20 protein-coding genes, 4 tRNA genes and 1 pseudogene are annotated in these 21,306 nt (G+C 66.2%); all 25 read left to right on the top strand.

From position 1 onward, the window contains the following. Positions 1 to 44 precede the first annotated feature (44 nt). Positions 45 to 127 (top strand) — tRNA-Tyr (locus ACFU5M_RS27640). A gap of 386 nt (positions 128 to 513) precedes the next feature. Next, positions 514 to 586: transfer RNA gene (locus ACFU5M_RS27635), tRNA-Thr, on the top strand. A 76-nt stretch (positions 587 to 662) separates the two neighbouring features. Then, positions 663 to 738 (top strand) — tRNA-Met (locus ACFU5M_RS27630). Positions 739 to 780: 42 nt separating this feature from the next. After that, entirely contained in the window at positions 781 to 951 is a 171-nt protein-coding gene (rpmG, locus tag ACFU5M_RS27625) for a 50S ribosomal protein L33 (protein WP_011211653.1), read from the top strand. Between the two features lie 183 nt (positions 952 to 1,134). After that, positions 1,135 to 2,202: a fused (3R)-hydroxyacyl-ACP dehydratase subunits HadA/HadB gene (locus ACFU5M_RS27620; RefSeq protein WP_379053823.1), complete on the top strand. Its 1,068-nt coding sequence runs from the start codon at positions 1,135 to 1,137 to the stop codon at positions 2,200 to 2,202. Between the two features lie 221 nt (positions 2,203 to 2,423). After that, positions 2,424 to 2,496, top strand: a tRNA-Trp gene (locus ACFU5M_RS27615). 108 nt (positions 2,497 to 2,604) lie between these two features. Further along, on the top strand, positions 2,605 to 3,003 hold the full coding sequence (gene secE, locus ACFU5M_RS27610) for a preprotein translocase subunit SecE (protein WP_379053814.1): 399 nt from the start codon (positions 2,605 to 2,607) through the stop codon (positions 3,001 to 3,003). 119 nt (positions 3,004 to 3,122) lie between these two features. Beyond that, positions 3,123 to 3,923, top strand: coding sequence for a transcription termination/antitermination protein NusG (gene nusG / locus ACFU5M_RS27605; protein ID WP_379053822.1), 801 nt, complete (start codon positions 3,123 to 3,125; stop codon positions 3,921 to 3,923). Positions 3,924 to 4,018: 95 nt separating this feature from the next. After that, positions 4,019 to 4,453, top strand: a complete 435-nt coding sequence (rplK, locus tag ACFU5M_RS27600; RefSeq protein ID WP_063051596.1) for a 50S ribosomal protein L11 — start codon at positions 4,019 to 4,021, stop codon at positions 4,451 to 4,453. Between the two features lie 152 nt (positions 4,454 to 4,605). After that, entirely contained in the window at positions 4,606 to 5,319 is a 714-nt protein-coding gene (rplA, locus tag ACFU5M_RS27595) for a 50S ribosomal protein L1 (protein WP_379053813.1), read from the top strand. A gap of 99 nt (positions 5,320 to 5,418) precedes the next feature. Further along, positions 5,419 to 5,958 (top strand): NADPH-dependent FMN reductase, encoded by a 540-nt coding sequence (locus ACFU5M_RS27590; RefSeq protein WP_379053812.1) that lies wholly within the window; start codon positions 5,419 to 5,421, stop codon positions 5,956 to 5,958. Between the two features lie 419 nt (positions 5,959 to 6,377). Then, complete coding sequence (rplJ, locus tag ACFU5M_RS27585; RefSeq protein ID WP_379053811.1) at positions 6,378 to 6,917, top strand: 50S ribosomal protein L10; 540 nt, start codon at positions 6,378 to 6,380, stop codon at positions 6,915 to 6,917. 56 nt (positions 6,918 to 6,973) lie between these two features. Beyond that, positions 6,974 to 7,354, top strand: coding sequence for a 50S ribosomal protein L7/L12 (gene rplL / locus ACFU5M_RS27580; protein WP_043698929.1), 381 nt, complete (start codon positions 6,974 to 6,976; stop codon positions 7,352 to 7,354). A 240-nt stretch (positions 7,355 to 7,594) separates the two neighbouring features. Next, positions 7,595 to 8,671 (top strand): ABC transporter ATP-binding protein, encoded by a 1,077-nt coding sequence (locus ACFU5M_RS27575; RefSeq protein ID WP_379053809.1) that lies wholly within the window; start codon positions 7,595 to 7,597, stop codon positions 8,669 to 8,671. An 11-nt stretch (positions 8,672 to 8,682) separates the two neighbouring features. Then, the gene (locus ACFU5M_RS27570) at positions 8,683 to 9,477 is read left to right on the top strand and encodes an ABC transporter permease (RefSeq protein WP_051175592.1); all 795 of its coding nucleotides are present in this window, start codon (positions 8,683 to 8,685) and stop codon (positions 9,475 to 9,477) included. A gap of 3 nt (positions 9,478 to 9,480) precedes the next feature. Beyond that, positions 9,481 to 10,344: an MlaE family ABC transporter permease gene (locus tag ACFU5M_RS27565; protein WP_379053807.1), complete on the top strand. Its 864-nt coding sequence runs from the start codon at positions 9,481 to 9,483 to the stop codon at positions 10,342 to 10,344. Continuing rightward, complete coding sequence (locus ACFU5M_RS27560) at positions 10,341 to 11,690, top strand: MCE family protein (protein WP_379053805.1); 1,350 nt, start codon at positions 10,341 to 10,343, stop codon at positions 11,688 to 11,690. Before ACFU5M_RS27565 ends, ACFU5M_RS27560 begins: the two co-directional genes overlap by 4 nt. Beyond that, a complete protein-coding gene (locus tag ACFU5M_RS27555; RefSeq protein ID WP_379053803.1) occupies positions 11,687 to 12,763 on the top strand; it encodes an MCE family protein in 1,077 nt (358 codons plus the stop codon). The genes ACFU5M_RS27560 and ACFU5M_RS27555 overlap by 4 nt, the downstream gene beginning before the upstream one ends. Further along, positions 12,763 to 13,773 (top strand): MCE family protein, encoded by a 1,011-nt coding sequence (locus tag ACFU5M_RS27550; protein ID WP_379053801.1) that lies wholly within the window; start codon positions 12,763 to 12,765, stop codon positions 13,771 to 13,773. Before ACFU5M_RS27555 ends, ACFU5M_RS27550 begins: the two co-directional genes overlap by 1 nt. Positions 13,774 to 13,810: 37 nt before the next feature. Then, entirely contained in the window at positions 13,811 to 15,043 is a 1,233-nt protein-coding gene (locus tag ACFU5M_RS27545) for an MCE family protein (RefSeq protein ID WP_379053821.1), read from the top strand. Next, complete coding sequence (locus tag ACFU5M_RS27540) at positions 15,040 to 16,278, top strand: MCE family protein (protein WP_379053799.1); 1,239 nt, start codon at positions 15,040 to 15,042, stop codon at positions 16,276 to 16,278. The genes ACFU5M_RS27545 and ACFU5M_RS27540 overlap by 4 nt, the downstream gene beginning before the upstream one ends. Further along, positions 16,275 to 17,516 carry an MCE family protein gene (locus tag ACFU5M_RS27535; RefSeq protein WP_379053798.1) on the top strand — a complete coding sequence of 414 codons (1,242 nt, stop codon included), beginning with the start codon at positions 16,275 to 16,277 and terminating at the stop codon, positions 17,514 to 17,516. The genes ACFU5M_RS27540 and ACFU5M_RS27535 overlap by 4 nt, the downstream gene beginning before the upstream one ends. 106 nt (positions 17,517 to 17,622) lie before the next feature. Beyond that, entirely contained in the window at positions 17,623 to 18,369 is a 747-nt protein-coding gene (locus ACFU5M_RS27530) for a hypothetical protein (protein WP_379053796.1), read from the top strand. 10 nt (positions 18,370 to 18,379) lie between these two features. After that, on the top strand, positions 18,380 to 19,108 hold the full coding sequence (locus tag ACFU5M_RS27525; RefSeq protein WP_379053794.1) for a hypothetical protein: 729 nt from the start codon (positions 18,380 to 18,382) through the stop codon (positions 19,106 to 19,108). A 408-nt stretch (positions 19,109 to 19,516) separates the two neighbouring features. Next, positions 19,517 to 21,306 (top strand): annotated as a pseudogene (locus tag ACFU5M_RS27520) (DNA-directed RNA polymerase subunit beta); the annotation flags it as partial.

Genomic DNA, 21,306 nt, shown 5'->3' with positions numbered 1-21,306 from the left:
TGGGTTCGATGTATTCTGCTCAGCGCGCGAAACAATGCGCGAACGGCAGGTTGCCCGAGCGGCCAATGGGAGCAGACTGTAAATCTGTCGGTGAAAGCCTACGTAGGTTCGAATCCTACACCTGCCACCGTCGTTCGCTGAGTGAGCCCTGTACGCGAAAAAGCGCGTACAGGGCTCACTTTGTTTGTCTTGTGGAGATGCAACCCCCACGCCCCGCCCGGCGGGGCCTCGCCCCCGGACCGCTTTCCGGTGGTTGCGTTGGTCACGCGTGTTTTATCGACACGCGTGCGGCGAGTGACCGACGTCTTTCGCTTGCCGCACGCGTGTCCGTGCACAGCTGCGTCACTGAAGCCGCACTGACCGGGTTCGGCGCCGCGAAAACGCTGCGATTTTTGCGACGAGAAAGCCCTTCTGACCACGCGGTTTGGCGCTGAGACCGGTGAGTGTGTAACCTCGTTCAAGACTTCACCGCGCTGAGGTCGAGTGCTTGGGGCTCGGTGCGGAAGTAGTCATGCCCCCTTAGCTCAGTCGGCAGAGCGTTTCCATGGTAAGGAAAAGGTCAACGGTTCGATTCCGTTAGGGGGCTCGCCGGATTGCCGGTGGTGACCGACTCGGCATCGCTCCCGTAGTGCGGGCTCGGCACCATGGCAATGCGACGCCGTGGCGGTGTAGCTCAGTCGGTAGAGCAAACGACTCATAATCGTTGTGTCGCCGGTTCAAGTCCGGCCATCGCTACCACAACCGATACAAGACCATCAGGTACCGGAAAGAAGGCATATCGTGGCCGCGAAGTCCACCGATGTCCGGCCAAAGATCACCTTGGCCTGCGAGCAGTGCAAGCACCGCAACTACATCACCAAGAAGAACCGGCGCAACGACCCGGACCGGCTGGAGCTGAAGAAGTTCTGCCCGAACTGCGGCACGCACCGGGCGCACCGCGAATCCCGCTAGTCCTCCACGCGTGAACTACCGCGTGGTGTAGCGCCGGGAGTCGCATCCCGGTATCTCGGGCCGTGGCACCGCGAGGGCCGGACAACTGTCCGGCCCTGACGCATTTTCACGGTGTGGGTGCGGTAATGAGCGCTCCGCAGACTCCGGGTGACGGGGTCAGATAGGTACAGTCCTCCCGTGACAATCAACACCGGTACACACGAAGCGGTCCAGACGGGCGAGAAGTTCGACCCCGCGGCGAACGCCGCGGCGATGGTCGGTCACCACTACCGCGTCGACGACTACTACGAGGTCGGCCGCGAGAAGGTGCGTGAGTACGCCCGCGCCGTGCAGGACTACCACCCGGTGCACTGGGACGAGGACGCGGCGCAGGAGTACGGGTACGACAACCTGCTCGCGCCGGTCACCTTCATCTCCCTGGTCGGCATTCTCGCGCAGCGCAAATTGTTCGAAGAGGTCGTCACCGGCTACGACCTCAGCCAGATCATGCAGACCGACCAGATCCTGGAATTCCATCGCCCGATCAGGGTCGGCGACCAGCTCACCTGCGATGTCCACCTGCACTCGTTCCGGCAGGCATTCGGTGGCGACATCATCGTGACCAAGAACATCGTCACCGCGCAGAACGACGAGCTCGTGCTCACCACCTACACCACTCTCGTCGGCCGCAGCGGCGGCGACATCGACCCGAATCTCAACGCCGCCGTCCGCAACGTGCTGATGCACGGCATCGACGAGGACGCGCCGGGGCACCACCCGCGCAGCTCGCTCGCGGTGTCCGAGGCGCCCGCGGCGGTCGTACCGCCCGCGGAAGGGGTGCGCACGAAGCAGGCCATCCGGTTCGAGGACGTCTCGGCCGGCGACGAGCTGCCCGCGCGCATCGTCCGGCTCACCCGCGGCGATCTGGTGAACTACGCGGGCGTCTCCGGCGACGCCAACCCGATCCACTGGAGCGACGAGGTGGTGAAGCTCGTCGGCCTGGAGAACGTCGTGGCGCACGGCATGCTGACCATGGGTCTCGGTGGCGGGTTCGTCACCTCGTGGCTCGGCGATCCGGGAGCGGTCAAGGAGTACAACGTCCGCTTCACCAGCCCGGTCTACGTGGGCTCCGACGAGGCCGCCGAGATCGAGTACACCGGTAAGGTCAAATCGGTCGATCCGGAGACCAGGACCGCGGTCGTGGCCATCGTCGCGAAGGCGGCGGGGAAGAAGATCTTCGGCCGCGCCACCGCGACGGTGCAACTGACCTGACCAGCAACGGCGGCCCGGATTGGCTAATGGCGCGCACGGTAACGTACACTCAGGTTTCTGGGGTCGCCAGCCGCTGCGCGCTGCTCTGAGGGGCTGGTTCCAGGCGGTCCGCGAGGATCGTCCAAGGGGCCGGCAACTGCCGGAGTGGCGCGCGTGTTGTGTGACACCTAGGCATAACTGAATATCGAACAGTGGTTGGACAGCCAATATCGTCCGACCGAAGGGGCGTAGCTCAACTGGCAGAGCAGCGGTCTCCAAAACCGCAGGTTGCAGGTTCAAGTCCTGTCGCCCCTGCCCTGGATGCCAGCGACGAGAGAGGATCGACGTGAGCGAGCGTAGCGAGCAAGCCATTGGCACAGCGCGCATCGCGCACGGCGGCACCGAGCGCAGCGAGGAGAAGGCGTGAGCGACGAGCGGGACACTCGCCGCGGCGCACATGCCGCCGACGAGGGCGACGACACCGCCGCAGCGACACGACCGAGCGGAAAGCGATCCGCCCGGCGGACCCGCACTGCGTCCTCGCAGGTCGATACGGGCACCATCGCCACGCTCGACCGTCCGTCGCGGAAGGCAGCCAAGACAACCGATCGGGCCGAACGCAAGACGACGGGCAATCCGTTCAAGCGTTTGATCAAGTTCCTGCGTGAGGTCATCGCGGAACTGCGCAAGGTGATCTGGCCCAACCGGAAGCAGATGGTCACCTATACGAGCGTTGTTCTGGTGTTCGTGATTTTCATGGTCGCGTACATCAGCGGGTTGGATCTGGCGTTCATCAAGGGTGTCAACTGGCTGTTCGGCTAGCTGAACTACGCCGACGCCGGTAGCCGATCCCGGGTCGGACACGGGTGGAAGCGATTTCGCCGTGCGCCCGGCCCGGCACGCAGAGGATGTACGTGACGACACAGGAAGCGAGTGCCCCAGTGAGCACCCCGGAGAACGACACACACGACAAGTTCCCGGCCGACGACGCGGTGGCCGAGCCCACCGACTCCGTCGAGGAGTTCGCGACCGACGAGCCCGCGGTCGAGGAATCGGAGCCCGCTGAGCCCGCTGAGTCCGCCGCCCCTGCCGCCCCCGTCGATGCCGAGCCCGCCGATCCGGTCGCCGAGATGAAGGCAGCGCTGCGGCGCGCCCCCGGCGAGTGGTACGTGATCCACTCCTATGCCGGCTACGAGAACAAGGTGAAGGCCAACCTCGAGACCCGCGTGCAGAACCTGGACCTGGAGGACTACATCTTCCAGGTCGAGGTGCCCACCGAAGAGGTCACCGAGATCAAGAACGGGCAGCGCAAGCACGTCAACCGCAAGGTGCTGCCCGGTTACATCCTGGTCCGCATGGAACTCAACGACGAGTCGTGGGGCGCGGTGCGCAACACCCCCGGTGTCACCGGATTCGTCGGTGCCACCTCCCGTCCGTCGCCGCTGTCCATCGACGACGTGGTGAAGTTCCTCGTCCCGGCCGCCCAGCAGCAGAAGAAGCCCGCGGCGTCGGCCGCGGCGTCGGCCGCCGAGTCCGCGGGTGGCGAGCTCGCGCCGAAGCCGGTCATCGAGGTCGACTTCGAGGTCGGCGAGTCGGTGACCGTCATGGACGGCCCGTTCGCGACGCTGCCCGCCAGCATCTCCGAGGTCAACGCCGAACAGCAGAAGCTCAAGGTGCTCGTGTCGATCTTCGGTCGCGAGACCCCGGTCGAGCTCGCGTTCACCCAGGTCGCGAAGATCTAGATCGTTCCGTCGACGACGGGATGAATCGGCCCGCGCGGCGGGTTGATTCACCAGACTTGCAAAGAGCAAGGACACCAAACACCTAGGAAAGAAAGATGCCCCCCAAGAAGAAGAAGCTCGCCGGGATCATCAAGCTTCAGATCCAGGCCGGCCAGGCGAACCCGGCCCCTCCGGTCGGCCCCGCGCTCGGTCAGCACGGCGTCAACATCATGGAGTTCTGCAAGGCGTACAACGCCGCGACCGAGTCGCAGCGTGGCAACGTCATCCCGGTCGAGATCTCGGTGTACGAGGACCGGTCGTTCGACTTCAAGCTGAAGACCCCGCCCGCCGCCAAGCTGCTGCTCAAGGCCGCAGGCGTGCAGAAGGGCTCGGCGGAGCCGCACCGCAACAAGGTCGCCAAGGTGACCATGGACCAGGTGCGCGAGATCGCCAAGACCAAGCAGGAAGATCTCAACGCCAACGACATCGAGCAGGCGGCCAAGATCATCGCGGGTACCGCGCGTTCGATGGGCATCACCGTCGAAGGCTGAGCGGAATCGCTCCCTGGTGGGAGGGCCGGCCAGGCCCGATAACCACGTCTGAACTACCAACACAGCGGCGCGAGCGACGGGCTCGCCAGGCGGAAGCCTGGGTCACCACGGAGAGTCCCGGGAGCGCCGCGGATCGAACAGGACAGAGAATCATGGCAAAACGAAGCAAGGCGTACCTCGCCGCGGCCGAGAAGGTCGATCGCGCGAAGCTCTACTCCCCGCTGGCCGCCGCGCGCCTGGCGAAGGAGACCGCCAGCACCAAGACCGACGCGACCGTCGAGGTCGCCGTGCGTCTCGGGGTGGATCCCCGCAAGGCCGACCAGATGGTCCGCGGCACGGTCAACCTGCCGCACGGCACCGGTAAGACCGCCCGCGTCATCGTGTTCGCAGCAGGCGAGAAGGCCGCCGAGGCCGAGGCCGCCGGCGCGGATGCCGTCGGCGCCGAGGACCTGATCGAGCGGATCCAGGGCGGCTGGCTGGACTTCGACGCCGCGATCGCCACCCCGGACCAGATGGCCAAGGTCGGCCGGATCGCGCGTGTTCTCGGCCCGCGCGGCCTGATGCCGAACCCGAAGACGGGCACGGTCACCACCGACGTGACCAAGGCCGTCAACGACATCAAGGGCGGCAAGATCAACTTCCGCGTCGACAAGCAGGCCAACCTGCACTTCGTCATCGGCAAGGCGTCCTTCGACGACGCCAAGCTGGTGGAGAACTACGGCGCCGCGCTGGACGAGATCCTGCGTGCCAAGCCGTCGACCGCCAAAGGCCGCTACGTCAAGAAGGTGACGGTCTCGACGAACACCGGACCGGGCATCCCGGTGGACCCGAACCGCACCCGTAACCTCCTCGACGAAGAGGCGTAAGCAGCGGCTGAGCCGACCACAACGGCGGGAACGCATTACGCGTTCCCGCCGTTGCGCGTTCGCGGACTAATCCGCCCGCCGCGGTGGTTGGGGTTCGAGGTGACCGTCGTTATGTTGATCTCCGGCAGCACCCGCGCCGCCTCCACCAATTCCGCCGCACTGCGGACCGCCTCGGCCGTCGCCCCAGAGGGCGTCGAAACAGTGTGGTACGAGGGCCTCGCGGACCTGCCCGCCTTCAACCCGGACGACGACGGCACCGCACAACCATCCGTCGTCGCGCTACGCGAACAACTTTCACGTGCCGACGCCGTACTGTTCTGTACTCCCGAATACGCGGGCACCTTGCCCGGCAGCCTGAAGAACCTGCTGGACTGGACCGTCGGCGCGGGCGATCTCTATCACAAACCGGTCGCTTGGATCACCGTCGCGGCCGCCGGCCGCGGTGACGGTGCGACCGCGACCCTGCGTAGCGTGCTCGGCTATGTCGGAGCCGACATCGATCCGGATGCCTGCCGGCGACTGCCGGTGCTGCGCGAGGACGTCGGCCCGGATGGGCTGATCGCCGACGTCGAATTCCGGTCCGGCGCCGTAGCCGTGCTGCGCGGGCTCGCCGGGTATGCGCGAAGCGCGACGTCGTGAGAAAAATCACCGACCGCCGCCGGGTTCCGGTGATCGAACGCGCCTAGCGGAAAAGCGAATCGCCGCACAACGATTCGACGACCGATAGGTTTCGGTCAGGCGTACCGCCGGGGCCCGTTTTGGCAGATGGGAATCTATGCGGGTACATTGGACATCAGTTATCGACGAGTTCGATCGCTACCCAATCCGTTCTACCGAAGACCGTTGGTCGCCGATCCCGCATGGGTTCGGTCGAAGGTCCGGCGACATTGCCGGCGGCCCACGCAGGGAGAGCCGAGGCTGGGAATTGATCCGGGTATGTCCCGGCTCGGTTTTCTATTGCGCCCCGGAACGCTCTGCGTTCGGGGCGTTTGTTTTGTCGCCGGCCCTTGATCGGTAGTTCGTGTATACGAACCGACCAATCAGAGAGGAGGCGAAGTATGGCAAAACCCGAGAAGGTCACCGCAGTCGAGGAGATCGCGGAGCAGTTCAAGAGCTCGACGGCCACCGTCGTCACGGAATACCGTGGCCTGTCGGTCGGCAAGCTCACCGAGCTGCGGCGCGCGCTCGGCGCCGACGCCACGTACTCCGTCGCCAAGAACACCCTGGTCAAGCGTGCCGCCGCCGAGGCGGGCGTGGAAGGCCTCGACGACCTGTTCGTCGGGCCGACCGCGATCACCTTCATCACGGGTGAGCCGGTCCTCGCGGCCAAGGCCCTGAAGACCTTCGCGAAGGACAACAAGGCGCTCATCATCAAGGGCGGCTACATGGACGGCGCGCCGCTGTCCGTGTCCGAGGTCGAGCGGATCGCCGACCTGGAGACCCGAGAGGTGCTGCTGGCCAAGCTGGCGGGCGCGCTCAAGGGCAACCTCAGCAAGGCCGCCGGTCTGTTCAACGCTCCCGCTTCGCAGGTGGCCCGCCTGGCCGCCGCGCTGCAGGAGAAGAAGCAGGCCGAAGAAGGCGGAACTGCCGCCGAGTAGTACCCGTGCGGCACGACTCGCCCGCATAGACATCACCTACCGAAAGGAAAACAACAATGGCCAACGTTGACGAACTGCTCGAGACCTTCGGCAACATGACCCTGCTCGAGCTGTCGGACTTCGTGAAGAAGTTCGAGGAGAAGTTCGAGGTCACCGCGGCTGCTCCGGTCGCCGTCGCCGCTGTCGGCGGTGCCGCTGCTCCGGCCGAGGCCGCCGAGGAGCAGGACGAGTTCGACGTCGTCCTCGAGGGTGCCGGCGACAAGAAGATCCAGGTCATCAAGGTGGTCCGCGAGATCGTCTCCGGCCTGGGTCTGAAGGAAGCCAAGGACCTGGTCGAGAGCGCCCCGAAGCCGATCCTGGAGAAGGTCGCCAAGGATGCCGCCGAGGCCGCCAAGGCGAAGCTGGAAGAGGCCGGCGCCAAGGTCTCGGTCAAGTAGTTCACGACCGAACACGCCGAACGGGCGATCCCCTGTGGGGGATCGCCCGTTCGCGTTTCTGGCAATCTCACCGCTATCGCTGATACCGAAAGGATTGCGGAGTTACTCCGCGGTCAGGTTGGGGTGTGCCCGATCTGTCCCATGAGTTACAGTGACCGAACCCACTGTGACGTGACGCACCGCGATACCCGAGCGCGCGGTTCGCCGGTGGGCAGCTCGCTGAGAATTGTGGAGGTTGGCGTGGGCGTCGAGGTCAGGACCGAGAGTGTAACCAAATCTTTCGGTTCCCAGCGCATTTGGCAAGACGTGTCTCTGACGTTGCCCTCGGGCGAGGTCAGCGCACTGCTGGGCCCGTCTGGCACCGGTAAGTCGGTGTTCCTGAAGTCGCTGATCGGACTTCTGCGCCCCGAGCGCGGCTCGATCTACATCGACGGCACCGATATCACCACCTGCTCCAACAAGGAGCTCTACGAGATCCGCAAGCTCTTCGGCGTCCTGTTCCAGGACGGCGCGCTGTTCGGCTCGATGAATCTGTTCGACAACGTGGCCTTCCCGCTGCGCGAGCACACGAAGAAGAGCGAATCCGAGATCAAGAAGATCGTCATGGAGAAGCTGGAGCTCACCGGTCTGCTCGGGGCCGAGGGCAAGCTGCCCGGCGAGATCTCCGGCGGTATGCGCAAGCGCGCCGGGCTGGCCCGCGCCCTGGTGCTGGATCCGCAGATCATCCTCGTCGACGAGCCCGACTCGGGTCTGGACCCGGTGCGCACCTCGTACCTGAGCCAGCTGCTGATCGACATCAACGCGCAGATCGACGCGACCATCCTGATCGTCACGCACAACATCAACCTGGCGCGCACGGTGCCGGACAACATCGGCATGCTGTTCCGCCGCCAGCTGGTCATGTTCGGTCCGCGCGAGGTGCTGCTCACCTCGGAGGAGCCGGTGGTCAAGCAGTTCCTCAACGGCCGCATGATCGGCCCGATCGGTATGTCCGAGGAGAAGGACGAGGCGCAGATGGCGCGCGAGCAGGCGTTGGTGGACGCCGGCCACCACCACGGCGGCGCGGAGGAGGTCGAGGGCATCATTCCGCAAATGCGCGCGACCCCGGGTATGCCGGTGCGCCAAGGCGTGCTCCGCCGCAAGGAACGCGTCCGCGAAATCATGCACACGCTGCCCCATGCAGCCCAGGTCGCGATCCGCGAATCACTTGCGGAGAACGACGACACGCAGGTGATGGCGTACAACAGCGGCGACCTGGCTAATTATCAGGGCGGCTCGTACGACACCACCGTGCGACACAACACAACTAACGGGTAACATCTGCGATCGTGAATTCGACCCTGGCGCGATTGCGAACTCCCCTGGAGTCGGGGTTTGCCCAGGCCGGCAATATCTTTGCGCTGCTCATCGATGTTTTGCGGAAGACATTCCGTCGTCCCTTCGAGTGGCGGGAGTTCATCGAGCAGTCGTGGTTCATCGCGAGTGTCTCGATCCTGCCCAGTGCGCTGGTCGCGATCCCGTTCGGCGCGGTCGTGGCATTGCAGACCGGTTCGTTGATCAAACAGCTCGGCGCGGAATCCTTCACCGGCGCGACCAGCGTGCTGGCAACCGTCCAGCAGGCGGCTCCCGTCGTGACGGCTCTGATCATCGCGGGCGCGGCCGGGTCGGCGGTGGCCGCCGATCTCGGTTCGCGCACCATCCGCGAGGAGATCGACGCGATGGAAGTGCTCGGCATCGATCCGGTGCGAAAGCTGGTGGTGCCGCGCGTGCTCGGCATGATGCTGGTCGCGCTGCTGCTCAACGGACTGGTCTCGGTGGTCGGCATCGCGGGCGGGTACTTCTTCAACGTGCTGCTGCAGGGCGGCACTCCCGGCGCCTACCTGGCGTCGTTCTCCGCCCTCGCCCAGTTGCCGGACCTGTGGATCGGCGAGATCAAGGCGGCGGTGTTCGGTCTGCTCGCCGGCGTCATCGCCGCGTACAAGGGCCTACATCCCAAGGGGGGCCCGAAAGGAGTCGGTGACGCGGTGAACCAATCCGTGGTGATCACATTCATGGTGCTGTTCTTCGTGAATCTCATCCTGACCCTGGTGTACCTACAGGTCGTCCCGGCAAAGGGCGCCTGACCGATGGCCACGTCGTACCGAACCCCGGTCGCCAAGTCCATGCGCCGGGCGGGTGAAATCGCTCGAATGCCGCTCAACGTCATCGACCGCGCGGGCGAGCAGATGTCGTTCTACACGCGAACCATCGCGTGGATCCCGCGGACCGCGGTGCACTACCGCAAGGAAGTCATGCGGCTGCTCGCCGAGGTGACCTTCGGCACCGGCGCGCTCGCGGTGATCGGCGGCACCATCGGCGTCATCGTGTTCATGTCCGGCTCCGTCGGCGTCGTGGTCGGTCTGCAGGGCTTCAAAGCCCTCGACGCGCTCGGCAGCTCGGTGCTCACCGGCTTCCTCACCGCCTACATCAACACCCGCGAGATCGCGCCATTGGTCGCCGCGCTCGCGCTGTCCGCCACGGTCGGTTGTGGTTTCACCGCGCAGCTGGGCGCCATGCGGATCTCCGAGGAGATCGATGCGCTCGAGGTGATGGCGGTGCCCGGCGTGCCGTTCCTGGTGACCAGCCGGGTGATCGCCGGATTCCTCGCGGTGATCCCGCTCTACATCGTCGGACTGCTCGGCACGTTCCTGGCGTCACGGGCGATCAGCATCTGGTTCAACGGGCAATCCAGCGGATCCTACGACCACTACTTCGGTTTGTTCCTGCCACCGGAGGACGTGCTCTATTCGTTCCTCAAGGTGCTGGTCTTCGCCTTCGTTATCATCATGGTGCACTGCTACTACGGGTTCCACGCCACCGGAGGGCCCGCGGGCGTCGGCGTCGCGGTCGGCCGCGCGGTTCGCGCCGCGATCGTCCTGGTGAACGTGCTCGACTTCTTCCTCAGCCTCGCGATCTGGGGCACCACCACCACGGTGCGGGTGGCCGGATGAGCCGCACACAGGCCTGGCGCTCGACCGCGAAACTTCGCATCCGGGTGCTGGGGATCGCGTTCTTCGTCGTGGTCGCGCTGTTTCTGTGGACCACCATCGCGATCTACAACAAGCAGTTCGTGCGGACCGTGCACGTCGACCTGATCACCGACAGCGTGGGCAACGCGCTGACCCGCAACGCGGACGTGAAGGTGCGCGGCATCACCGTCGGCGAGGTGCGCTCGAGCAGTTCCGAGGGCGGCGAGGTGACCTTGGACCTGGCCATCAATCCGGACAAGGCGCAGCAGATCCCGGCCAACGCGACCGCGCGGCTGCTGCCCAAGACGCTGTTCGGCGAGCGCTACGTGGATCTGGTGATCCCGGAGAACCCGAGCCCGCAGCATCTGACCGACGGCCTGACGCTGCGCCAGGACGTCAGTGGCAACGCCATCGAGCTGAGCAAACTGCTCGACGACCTGCTGCCGCTGCTGCAGTCCATCCCGCCGCAGGATCTCGCGGCCACGCTGGGCGCGCTGTCGCAGGCGCTGGCCGGTCAGGGCTTCGCGCTCGGCGAGACCGTGGACAAGCTGGACGACGCCTTCCGCCAGGTCAATGTGGTGCTGCCGGACCTGCAGGCGGACCTGCGCAGCTTCGCCGAGGTGGCGGCCACCTATTCCGACGCGGCGCCGCAGCTGATCCAGGCCCTGGACAACTTGCGCACGACCAACGCCACGATCGTGCAGCGGCGCACCGATATCGATGTCCTCTACGCGACGCTGACGCCGACCGCGGCCACCACCACCGACTTCCTGATCGCCAACCGCGACAACATCATCGATGTGGCCGCCGACTCCCGGCCCGCGCTCGAGCAGCTGGCCTACTACTCGCCGAACTACGCCTGCTCGCTGGCGAACTTCGCGCAGCTGAAGCCGCGCATCGACCGGATCTTCGGCAAGGGCACCGACCTGCCCGGCTCCCGGGTGACCATCGAACTGACCAACACCCGCGGCAAGTACCTGCCCAACCAGGACGAACCGCGCTGGCTGGACCCCAGGGGTCCGTGGTGCATCCCCGAGATGCCGTTGGGCGTCGATCCCGGCCAGTACACCGGCGGCCCGAACAACGACGGCTCCTACGCCGTCCCCAGTCGCAACCCCGGTGATCAGCAGATCGGAAATCTGGAACCGCCCCAGTTCGGCGTGCATCCGGCGAGCAAGATGCCGACGATCGCCGGTTCGCCCATGGAGCAGCAGTCGCTCGGCGCGATCTACGGCGCGGCCAACGGCGTCGCTCCGGATCAGGTGCCTGGCTGGGTGACCCGGGCCGGTGCGCCCGCGTTCCGCGGCAGCGAGGTGAGCGTGCGATGAAGCAGCAACTGCGCGGCCTGGGCGGGCCGCTGACCAAGCTGGTCATCTTCGTCCTGGTGACCCTGTTCGTGACCGTCATGCTGGCGCTGTCCATCGCCAACTACAGCGGTGGCGGCACCGGGTTCAAGGCCAGATTCACCGACGTCACCGCACTCAATCGCGGCGACGAGGTCCGCATCGCGGGCGTTCGGGTCGGCAAGGTCACCGACGTCTCCATCGTGGACAAGCGCATGGCCGAGGTGAAATTCGAACTCGCCGACCGGGATTGGCTGCCCGCCTCGACCACCGCCACGATCAAGTACCGCAACCTGGTCGGCCAGCGCTACATCGCGCTGGAGCAGGGGACGGGAGAACAGGGCCGAAAGCTGAACGAGGGCGGCACCATCCCGCTGGAGAACACCAGGCCCGCGCTGAACCTGACCACGCTGTTCAACGGCTTCCGGCCGCTGTTCCGCACGCTGACCGCCGAGGATGTCAACAAACTGTCCTTCGAGATCATCCAGGTCTTCCAGGGCGAACAGGGCACCATCCACGATCTGGTCGCGACCACGGCGAATCTGACCAACAAGATCGCGGACAAAGACGCGGTGATCGGTGAGCTGACCCGCAATCTGACCACCGTGCTGGACACGGTCAATCAGCGCGACGACCAGTTCGACCAGTTGATCGTGAACACCGAGGCGCTGATCAGCGGCCTGAACGCGGAACGCGACACGATCGGGCGCTCGGTGACCTCGCTCGCCGACCTGACCTCGGCGACGTCGGACCTGCTCGTCCCGGTGCGCCCGACGCTGCAAGGGTCTATCGCGGGTCTGAGCCAATTGACCGGCACCCTCGACGAGCGCCAGGACGAGGTGAACGAAGCGCTGTACAACCTGCCGCTGAAGATGGAGAAGCTCGGCCGCGCCGCCAGCTACGGCTCCTGGTTCCAGTTCTATCTGTGCGGCATCGACATCGTCGTCGGACCGGGCGCCGTCGAGGCGCCGCAGCTCAATCTGCCCGCAGGCTTGCCGACGATCAATCAGCCGCTGTACACCAACGCCGCGCCGCGCTGCCATGGGAAGGCTCGCTGATGGACGACCGCATTCTGCTCGGCAAGCGCAGCCCGGCGTTCCTGGGCGCGCTCGGCCTCGCCGTCGTGCTGTTGGTGACGGTGTCGGCCTTCTTCCTGGATCGGTTGCCGATCATCGGGGCGGGGACGAAGTACACCGCGGAATTCAGCGAGGCGGCGGGGCTCAAGAAGGGCAACGAAGTCCGGGTGGCGGGCGTCAAAGTGGGTTCGGTGTCCGATGTCCGGCTCGACGGTGACCGCGTGCTGGTGGATTTCCGCACCAAAGACACCTGGATCGGCAACGAGACCACCGCGTCCATCCAGATCAAGACGCTGCTCGGGCAGAAGTACCTCGCGCTCGACCCGAGGGGCTCGAAGCCGGCCACGCCGAGTTCGCGGATACCGCTCTCGCGCACCGTCTCGCCCTACGACGTGGTGGACGCGTTCACCGACGCCGCGCGCACCATCGACCAGATCGACACCGCGCAGCTGGCCAAGAGCATGCAAGTGCTGTCGGAGGCGTTCGAGACGACGCCGCCGGAGATCCGCGGCTCCATCGACGGTGTCGCCCGGCTGTCGGAGACGCTGGCCAAACGCGATCAGGAGCTGAAGAAACTGTTCGCCGCGACCAGGCAGACCACCCAGATACTCGCCGACCGCAACGCCGAGTTCGAGCGGCTGCTGGCCAACGGCGGTCAGCTGCTGGCCGAGCTGAACATCCGGCAGCAGTCCATCAAGCAGTTGCTGGTCGGCGCACAGACGGTGTCGACCGAACTGAGCGCGCTCGTGCATGACAACGAGGAGCAGATCGGCCCGGCGCTGAAGAATCTGCGCGCCGCGATCGATCTGCTCAACTCCAACCAGCAGAACATCTCCAAGACGTTGGAACTCGCGGCGCCGTTCTACAACCTCTACGCCAACGTGCTGGGTACCGGACGCTGGTTCGACGCGGTGATCGTCAACGTGCTGCCGCCGGCGCTGCCCGATATCCCCGGCTACCGTCAGCCGATCCGCACTCTGGGAGGTAACTGACGTGGCGGACAACTGGCGTAGCGATCCGGTCGGCTCGGTGCGCGGTTCCAGCCGCGGCGCCAAGGTGGGCATCGCGCTGGTCGTCGTCCTCGCCGTGCTGGTCGCGGTGGTGCTGTGGTGGCTGTTCAACCGGCTGACCACCACCAAGATCACCGCTTACTTCGATCGCTCGGTCGGCATCTACGAGGGCTCGGACGTCCGGATCCTCGGCGTGCCGGTCGGTTCGGTGGATTCGGTGGAGCCGCAGGGCGATCAGGTCAAGATCGTGCTGAGTGTCGACCGCAAGTTCGACGTGCCCGCGGGCGCGCGGGCCGCGCAGATCACGCCCTCCATCGTGTCGGACCGCTACATCCAGCTCACCCCCGCGTACACCGGCGGCCCGAAGATGGCGCGGGACGCGACCATCCCGCGGGAGCGCACGGCCACGCCCGTCGAAGTCGACCAGCTGTACAAGAGCATCACCGAACTCTCCGACGCGCTGGGCCCCAACGGCGCCAACGCCGACGGCGCGGTGAACGACCTGGTGCGCACCGGCGCGGCGAACCTGGCGGGCAACGGCGAGGCGCTGGCCAACAGCCTCACCCAGTTGTCCAGGGCGGCCCGCTACCTGTCGGACGCGCGGGGCGACATCTTCGACACGGTCAAGAACCTGCAGGCCTTCATCACCATGCTGGCGCGCAACGACCAGCAGGTGCGGCAATTCAACACCCAGCTGGCCGACCTGTCGACGTTCCTCGCCGATGAGCGGCAAGATCTCGGCGCGGCACTGAATCTGCTGTCGATCGCACTGGGTGACGTCGCGCGCTTCATCGACGACAACCGGGGCCTGATCGCCAGCAATGCCGAAGGACTGATCCAGCTCACCAAGACGCTGTCCGATCAGCGCGACGACGTGGCGGCCCTGCTGCCGGTCCTGCCGGTGGCGTTGAGCAACCTGATCAACGTGCACAATGCCGAATCGGGCACCCTCGACATGCGTGCGAACTTCCCCGAAACGCAAGACCCGTTCGGCGCGGTGTGCAAGATGCTCGACCTGTCCAAGCTGATGCCCGGCGATCCGAAGTTCGAGGCACTCGGCAGGCAGCTGCGGCCGATCCTGGACCACTGCAAGGAGATCACCGACCAGATCACCGCCGGGGTGCAGACTCCGACGCTGAACCTGCCCTTCGGCATTCTCAGCGGCGAGAACCAGCAGCGTGACCCGGTGCCGGGCACCGTGCCAGGCACGCCGTCGGACCGGCTTCCGCCGTCGCAGGGAGGGGAGCGATGAGCACGAGAATCCGTTCCGTCGCACGCGGTCTCGGTGCGGCGCTGGCGCTCGGCCTGTCCGCGACGCTGGTCACCTCGTGTGCCTCCGACGGCATCTACAGCGTGCCGCTGCCCGGCGGCGCCGACGTCGGCGAGCACCCGATGCATATCGACATCCAGTTCGACGACGTCCTCGACCTCGTTCCGCAGTCGGCGGTCAAGGTCGAGGGCGTGCCGGTGGGCCGGGTGGAGAAGATCAGCATCGGCAAGGACCAGTGGACCGCCACGGTGCGCACCTTGGTCAACTCGTCGGTGAACCTGCCCGTGAACGCGCGCGCCGAGGTTCGGCAGTCGAACCTGCTCGGCGAGAAGTTCATCGAGCTCTCCCGGCCTTCGGCCGATCCGGAGCCCGGCCGACTGGCCGACAACTCGGTCATCCCGGTCGACCGCACCCGGCACGCCACCGAGGTCGAGCAGGTGCTCGGCGCGCTGTCGCTACTGCTCAACGGCGGCGGCGTAGCGCAGTTGCAGCCGATCGTCACCGAGCTGAACAAGACCCTCGGCGGCCGGGAAGACCGGGTGCGCTCGCTGATCGAGCAGGCGAACACGCTGATCGGCGGCCTGAACCAGCAGGTGGACGACATCACCCGCGCGCTGGACGGCCTCGACGTACTCAGCAGCCGGGTGAGCAGGCAGACCGATCAGATCGGCAAGATCCTCGACCAGCTGCCCCAGGGCATCAAGATCCTGGAAGAGCAGCGCCCGCAACTGGTAGCCCTGCTGGCCCAGCTGGATCGGCTCGGCCAGGCGGGCTTCGACGTGCTGAACACCTCGAAGGACGACCTGATCCGCGACCTCACCTCGCTGCGCCCGACCTTGCAGGAGCTGGGTCGTTCCGCGCCGGATCTGGTCTCGGCGGTCCCGCTGATCCCGACCTACCCGTTCCCGGACTCGGCGCTGGAGAGCACCTTCGGTGGCAGCGTGAACACCTTCCTGTCGGTGGACCAGCAGATCGGCGTCACGCTCAGCAACCTCGGCGTGGGTAAACCCGATCCGGTGTACATCCCGCCGGTCGGTCCGTCCGTGCCGGTGAACCCGACCAATCCGTACTACAACGGCAACGGTCCGCGTCCGGGCTGGCCCACTGTGTCGATCCTGCCGCTGCCGCCGCTGATGGCGCAGCCGCCCGCACCCGGCGTGCCCGGTCCGGTCGGGGCGATCCTCGAGCAACTCGGCGTAGGGAGTGGTCCGCGATGACCCGTCTGGTGCGGTGGCAGCTCATCGCGTTCGTGGTGATCGCGGTACTCGGCGTGGTGTACGTCGGTGGCAGGTACATCCGGCTCGACCACATGTTCGGGCTCAACGAGTACACGGTGAAGCTGCGGGCGGCGCAGACCGGCGGCATCTACAAGGGCGCCGAGGTGACCTACCGTGGCGTCCCGGTCGGCCGGGTAGGCGAGCTGGAACTCACCGGCGAGGGCGTGGTGATGAATCTGGTCATCGACACGAGTTCGCCGAAGATCCCGGCGTCGGCGAAAGCCGTGGTGGCCAATCGGTCCGCCATCGGTGAGCAGTATGTCGACCTGCAGCCCGACTCGGACGCGGGCCCGTACCTGCGCGACAACTCCGTGATCACCTCGGCGACCCTGCCGGTGTCGGTCGAGGAGCTGTTGTCCAGCGTGGACACCTTCGCGGGCTCGGTGGACCTGAACGCGCTCAACACGACGGTCCGCGAACTGGGCAAAGCGTTCGACGGCAAGGGTGACGACCTTCAGGTGCTGATCGACTCGCTGAACAAATTCACCGAGACCTTCCACGCGACGCTGCCGCAGACCATTCAGTTGGTCCGGGACGGCCGCATCGCCCTCGGCACGCAGGCCGAGCAGTCCGCGCAGATCCGCGAGTTCAGCGACGGCCTGGACAAGCTCACCGCCCAGTTGCGCTCCAGCGACCCCGATGTGCGCAGGCTCATCGGCACCGGAACCGACGCGGGTGAGCAGCTCGGCGCGCTGATCGACGAGAGCGGTGGCGCACTCACCCAGGACCTGGCCAACCTGCGGCTGTTGCTGCAGGCGATCTCGCCGAAGTTCTACGCGATCAAGCCATTGCTGCAGATGCTTCCGCAGCTGTCGATCGGCGGATCCTCCACCGCGCCCGGCGACGGGACCAGCCACTTCGGCTTGGTGCTCGAGGTCAATAATCCGCCCACCTGTACCGTGGGCTACGAGGGCACGTATCGGATTCTCGAACAGATGAAGGCGCAGAACCCGGACTTCGACGACACGCGCGACGAGTTCCCCTTCAACAAAGACGCCAGATGTCTTGTGCCGTTCGGTAATCCGACCGCCGTCCGGGGTGGCGAGCGAGCCGAATACGCCGATCCGGCCATCGTCCAGCCCTGGGATTCCAACCCCAAAACCGATCCGGAAAAGCTGAACCTGGCTCCGGTCGCCGTGCAACTGTCGACCCTGCTGGGGGTCACGCCGAAGCGGTGACCAGGAGCAATGACGTTAGGGTGTCTCGCGTGAGTGACTGGAGCGAGCGAATCACGGCCATCAGGCCCTGGGGCGCGACCGAGCCGACCGACGGCGAGGCGATGTCGTGACCGCCGATCTGACCAAGCGGTCCGATTCGGCGTCGCAGGACACGCCGGACACCGTGACGACAGCGGTGGACACGTCCGCCCCCTCCGCACAGCCGGACGCGGACGATCGGAAGACTGCCGAGCCCACCGGCGGCGCGTCCGAGCGCCCGGCCAGCAGGTCCACGCTCGGCCGGGTGGCCTCGGCCTGCTCCGCCGTGTTACTGGTGATCGCGTTGGCCGGCGCCGCGTGGTTCGGTGCGGGATGGGTGCGGGCCGCGCTCACCGACGGCCCACGCGCGGACGCCCGCGACACCGCTCTGGACGCCGCCCGCCAAGCCGCGCTCAACATGACCTCGATGAACCTCGACGATGTGCCCGGCTCGCTGGCGCTGGCCAGGTCTTCGATGACCGGCGCGCTGCTGGACTCGGCCACGAAGAACAAGGACCAGGCGGAGCAGCTGGCCCGGCAGAGCGGGGTCGGGATGACTTCGAAGGTGCTCGGCGCCGCGCTCACCTCGCTCGACAGCGAGCAGGACAAGGCATCGGCGCTGGTCGTGCTGCAGGTCACCGAGAACGGCAAGGACAAGCCGTCGGCCGATTACCGCTACACCTGGACCGTCGACGTGGCCAAGGACGGCGACGTCTGGAAGGCCGAGCAGATCTCCTCGCTCAGCCAGCCGGTGTTGCTGAGCGGCGGCCCCGCCGCGCAGACCTCCGCACCGGCGGGCGACCAGCCGCCGGCCGCTCCGAAGCCGGGATCGTAGGAGAACCGCTATGACGTCTCGCCGACCGGTCAACCGGGTCACCTCCAAGCGCAGGCCCACCACCGAAACGGCGCGCGCCGCGTCCGCGCGGCCCGCAGCGGCCCGCAAACCGCGCGTAGCGGGCAGTGGTGCCCGGACCGCCGCGGAACCGAACACCCGCCGTGCCGAACAGCGGCCTGCGGCGGCGTCCGGGCCGTCGTGGTGGCGCAAGCTCGTGTCGCGCGAGAAAGGCCGGCGGCGTCCGGCCGGACGCCCGCGCTGGGGCGTCACCGCGGCCCTGCTGATCGCCGCGGTCCTGCTGGGCGGTTTCGCGTGGCTCGCCGCTCAGCAGCCCGGTGTGAACACGTCGAATCAGGCGTACGTGGACAACGAGGCCACCCAAGAGGTGCGGGCGGCCGCCGACAATGCCCTGCGGACCGTCTACGCCTACGACGTGAAGAACATCGACGGCTACCGGGACACGGCGAAGCAGGTGCTCACCGGAAAGATGCTCGCCGATCTGGACAAGTACGCCGACACCACCATTTCGGCCGTCAAACAGGCACAGACCAGTGCCGACGCGAAAGCCGATCCGATTGCTGTGACGTTGCTCACGGATGATCGCGCGGAGCTGATCGTCAACTTGGTGGTGAGCGCCACCAAGGACGGCGTGGCGCAGCAAAGCGTCGCCGGACCCGTGGTTCTGCACATGCAGAAGGTGGACGGACGCTGGCTGGCCAGCGACATCGTGGACCAGTAACGGCCATCGCATCGGCCGGGATGACGCAGCGCGCCAGGCGATCTCGACGGTGCCCCGGGCGCGTCTGCCACTTGACGAGTTTCGCCCGAACCGTCACGCTATTCACAACAGCGGCAGCTGTCACAGTGGCTTCCAGCGCACCGCGGCTCACGACGCAGCCAGCGAATTCGGCCCGGCGCGCCAGCCATGCGGACGATCACACGGGTGGTACTTTGACACCCCCGTGTACTTGGGTGTAGGTTTGGACGTTGCGCTGGCTGCCTCCTGTCCATACCTCGAATCGCACTCGTGAGTTCACCCTTCCGGTGTTACTTCCGTTGGTGCCTGTTCGAGTTTCGTTCGGGTAGTAACCAGCGGAATTCGTAGCAGACAAGCGACGGTCGCGGACCACCACGCGACGCGCGTGAGGTGCTGGAAGGACGCATCTTGGCAGTCTCCACCCAGACCAAGGCAGTTGCCGGAATCCCCGGAGCCCCGTTGCGGGTGTCTTTCGCGAAGATCCGTGAACCCTTGGAGGTGCCCGGACTTCTCGATCTACAAACGGAATCATTCGCCTGGTTGATCGGTTCGCCGGATTGGCGCGAACGCGCCGCCGCTCGCGGCGACGTCGGCCTAGTCGGTGGCCTCGAGGAGGTGCTCGAGGAACTGTCGCCGATCGAGGACTTCTCCGGCTCCATGTCGCTGTCGTTCTCCGACCCGCGCTTCGAGGAGGTCAAGGCCTCGATCGATGAGTGCAAAGACAAGGACATGACGTATGCGGCTCCGCTGTTCGTGACGGCGGAGTTCATCAACAACAACACTGGTGAGATCAAGAGCCAGACGGTCTTCATGGGTGATTTCCCGATGATGACCGACAAGGGCACGTTCATCATCAACGGCACCGAGCGTGTTGTGGTGTCGCAGCTGGTGCGTTCGCCGGGTGTGTACTTCGACCACAGTGTCGACAAGGGCACGGAGAAGGATCTGCACAGTGTGCGGGTCATCCCGTCGCGCGGTGCGTGGCTGGAGTTCGACGTGGACAAGCGCGACACCGTGGGTGTGCGCATCGACCGCAAGCGTCGCCAGCCCGTGACGGTGCTGCTCAAGGCGCTGGGGTGGACCACCGAGGAGATCGTGGAGCGCTTCGGCTTCTCCGAGATCATGATGTCGACCCTGGAGAAGGACAACACCGCAGGCCAGGACGAGGCGCTGCTGGACATCTACCGCAAGCTGCGTCCGGGCGAGCCGCCGACCAAGGAGTCCGCGCAGACCCTGCTGGAGAACTTGTTCTTCAAGGAGAAGCGCTACGACCTGGCGCGCGTCGGTCGCTACAAGATCAACAAGAAGCTCGGCATCCACGTGGGCGAGCAGGTCGTCGGTTCGGTGCTGACGAAGGAAGACATCGTCAACACCATCGAGTACCTGGTCCGCCTGCACTCGGGCGACAAGGTGATGACCGCCCCGGGCGGCGCCGAGGTCCCGGTGGAAGTGGACGACATCGACCACTTCGGTAACCGTCGCCTGCGTACCGTCGGCGAGCTGATCCAGAACCAGATCCGGGTCGGCCTCTCCCGCATGGAGCGTGTGGTTCGCGAGCGGATGACCACTCAGGACGTCGAGGCGATCACGCCGCAGACCCTGATCAACATCCGCCCGGTCGTCGCCGCGATCAAGGAGTTCTTCGGAACGTCCCAGCTGTCGCAGTTCATGGACCAGAACAACCCGTTGTCGGGCCTGACCCACAAGCGCCGTCTCTCGGCGCTGGGCCCGGGTGGTCTGTCCCGCGAGCGCGCCGGCCTGGAAGTCCGTGACGTCCACCCGTCGCACTACGGCCGCATGTGCCCGATCGAGACCCCGGAAGGCCCGAACATCGGCCTGATCGGCTCGCTGTCGGTGTACGCGCGGGTGAATCCGTTCGGCTTCATCGAGACGCCGTACCGCAAGGTCGTCGACGGCCGGGTGACCGACGAGGTTCGTTACCTGACCGCCGACGAGGAGGACCGGCACGTTCGCGCGCAGGCCAACTCGCCGGTCGACGCCGAAGGCCGTTTCCTCGATGACCGTGTGCTGTGCCGCCGCGGCAACGAGGAGAACGAGCTCGTCGCGGCCACCGAGGTCGACTATATGGACGTCTCGCCGCGTCAGATGGTGTCGGTCGCGACCGCGATGATCCCGTTCCTCGAGCACGACGACGCCAACCGCGCCCTGATGGGCGCGAA

This window comes from Nocardia sp. NPDC057455 (assembly GCF_042802775.1).
Taxonomy (GTDB): Bacteria; Actinomycetota; Actinomycetes; order Mycobacteriales; family Mycobacteriaceae; genus Nocardia.
This window is presented reverse-complemented; position numbering and strand designations above follow the sequence as displayed.

Bases quoted from the DNA above. Each gene is read 5' to 3' on its own strand.
- ACFU5M_RS27555 (WP_379053803.1), top strand. From the start codon at position 11,687: ATGAAGCAGCAACTGCGCGGCCTGGGCGGGCCGCTGACCAAGCTGGTC.
- ACFU5M_RS27540 (WP_379053799.1), top strand. From the start codon at position 15,040: ATGAGCACGAGAATCCGTTCCGTCGCACGCGGTCTCGGTGCGGCGCTG.
- ACFU5M_RS27565 (WP_379053807.1), top strand. From the start codon at position 9,481: ATGGCCACGTCGTACCGAACCCCGGTCGCCAAGTCCATGCGCCGGGCG.
- rplJ (WP_379053811.1), top strand. From the start codon at position 6,378: ATGGCAAAACCCGAGAAGGTCACCGCAGTCGAGGAGATCGCGGAGCAG.
- rplA (WP_379053813.1), top strand. From the start codon at position 4,606: ATGGCAAAACGAAGCAAGGCGTACCTCGCCGCGGCCGAGAAGGTCGAT.
- ACFU5M_RS27560 (WP_379053805.1), top strand. From the start codon at position 10,341: ATGAGCCGCACACAGGCCTGGCGCTCGACCGCGAAACTTCGCATCCGG.
- rplL (WP_043698929.1), top strand. From the start codon at position 6,974: ATGGCCAACGTTGACGAACTGCTCGAGACCTTCGGCAACATGACCCTG.
- rplK (WP_063051596.1), top strand. From the start codon at position 4,019: ATGCCCCCCAAGAAGAAGAAGCTCGCCGGGATCATCAAGCTTCAGATC.
- ACFU5M_RS27535 (WP_379053798.1), top strand. From the start codon at position 16,275: ATGACCCGTCTGGTGCGGTGGCAGCTCATCGCGTTCGTGGTGATCGCG.
- ACFU5M_RS27550 (WP_379053801.1), top strand. From the start codon at position 12,763: ATGGACGACCGCATTCTGCTCGGCAAGCGCAGCCCGGCGTTCCTGGGC.
- ACFU5M_RS27525 (WP_379053794.1), top strand. From the start codon at position 18,380: ATGACGTCTCGCCGACCGGTCAACCGGGTCACCTCCAAGCGCAGGCCC.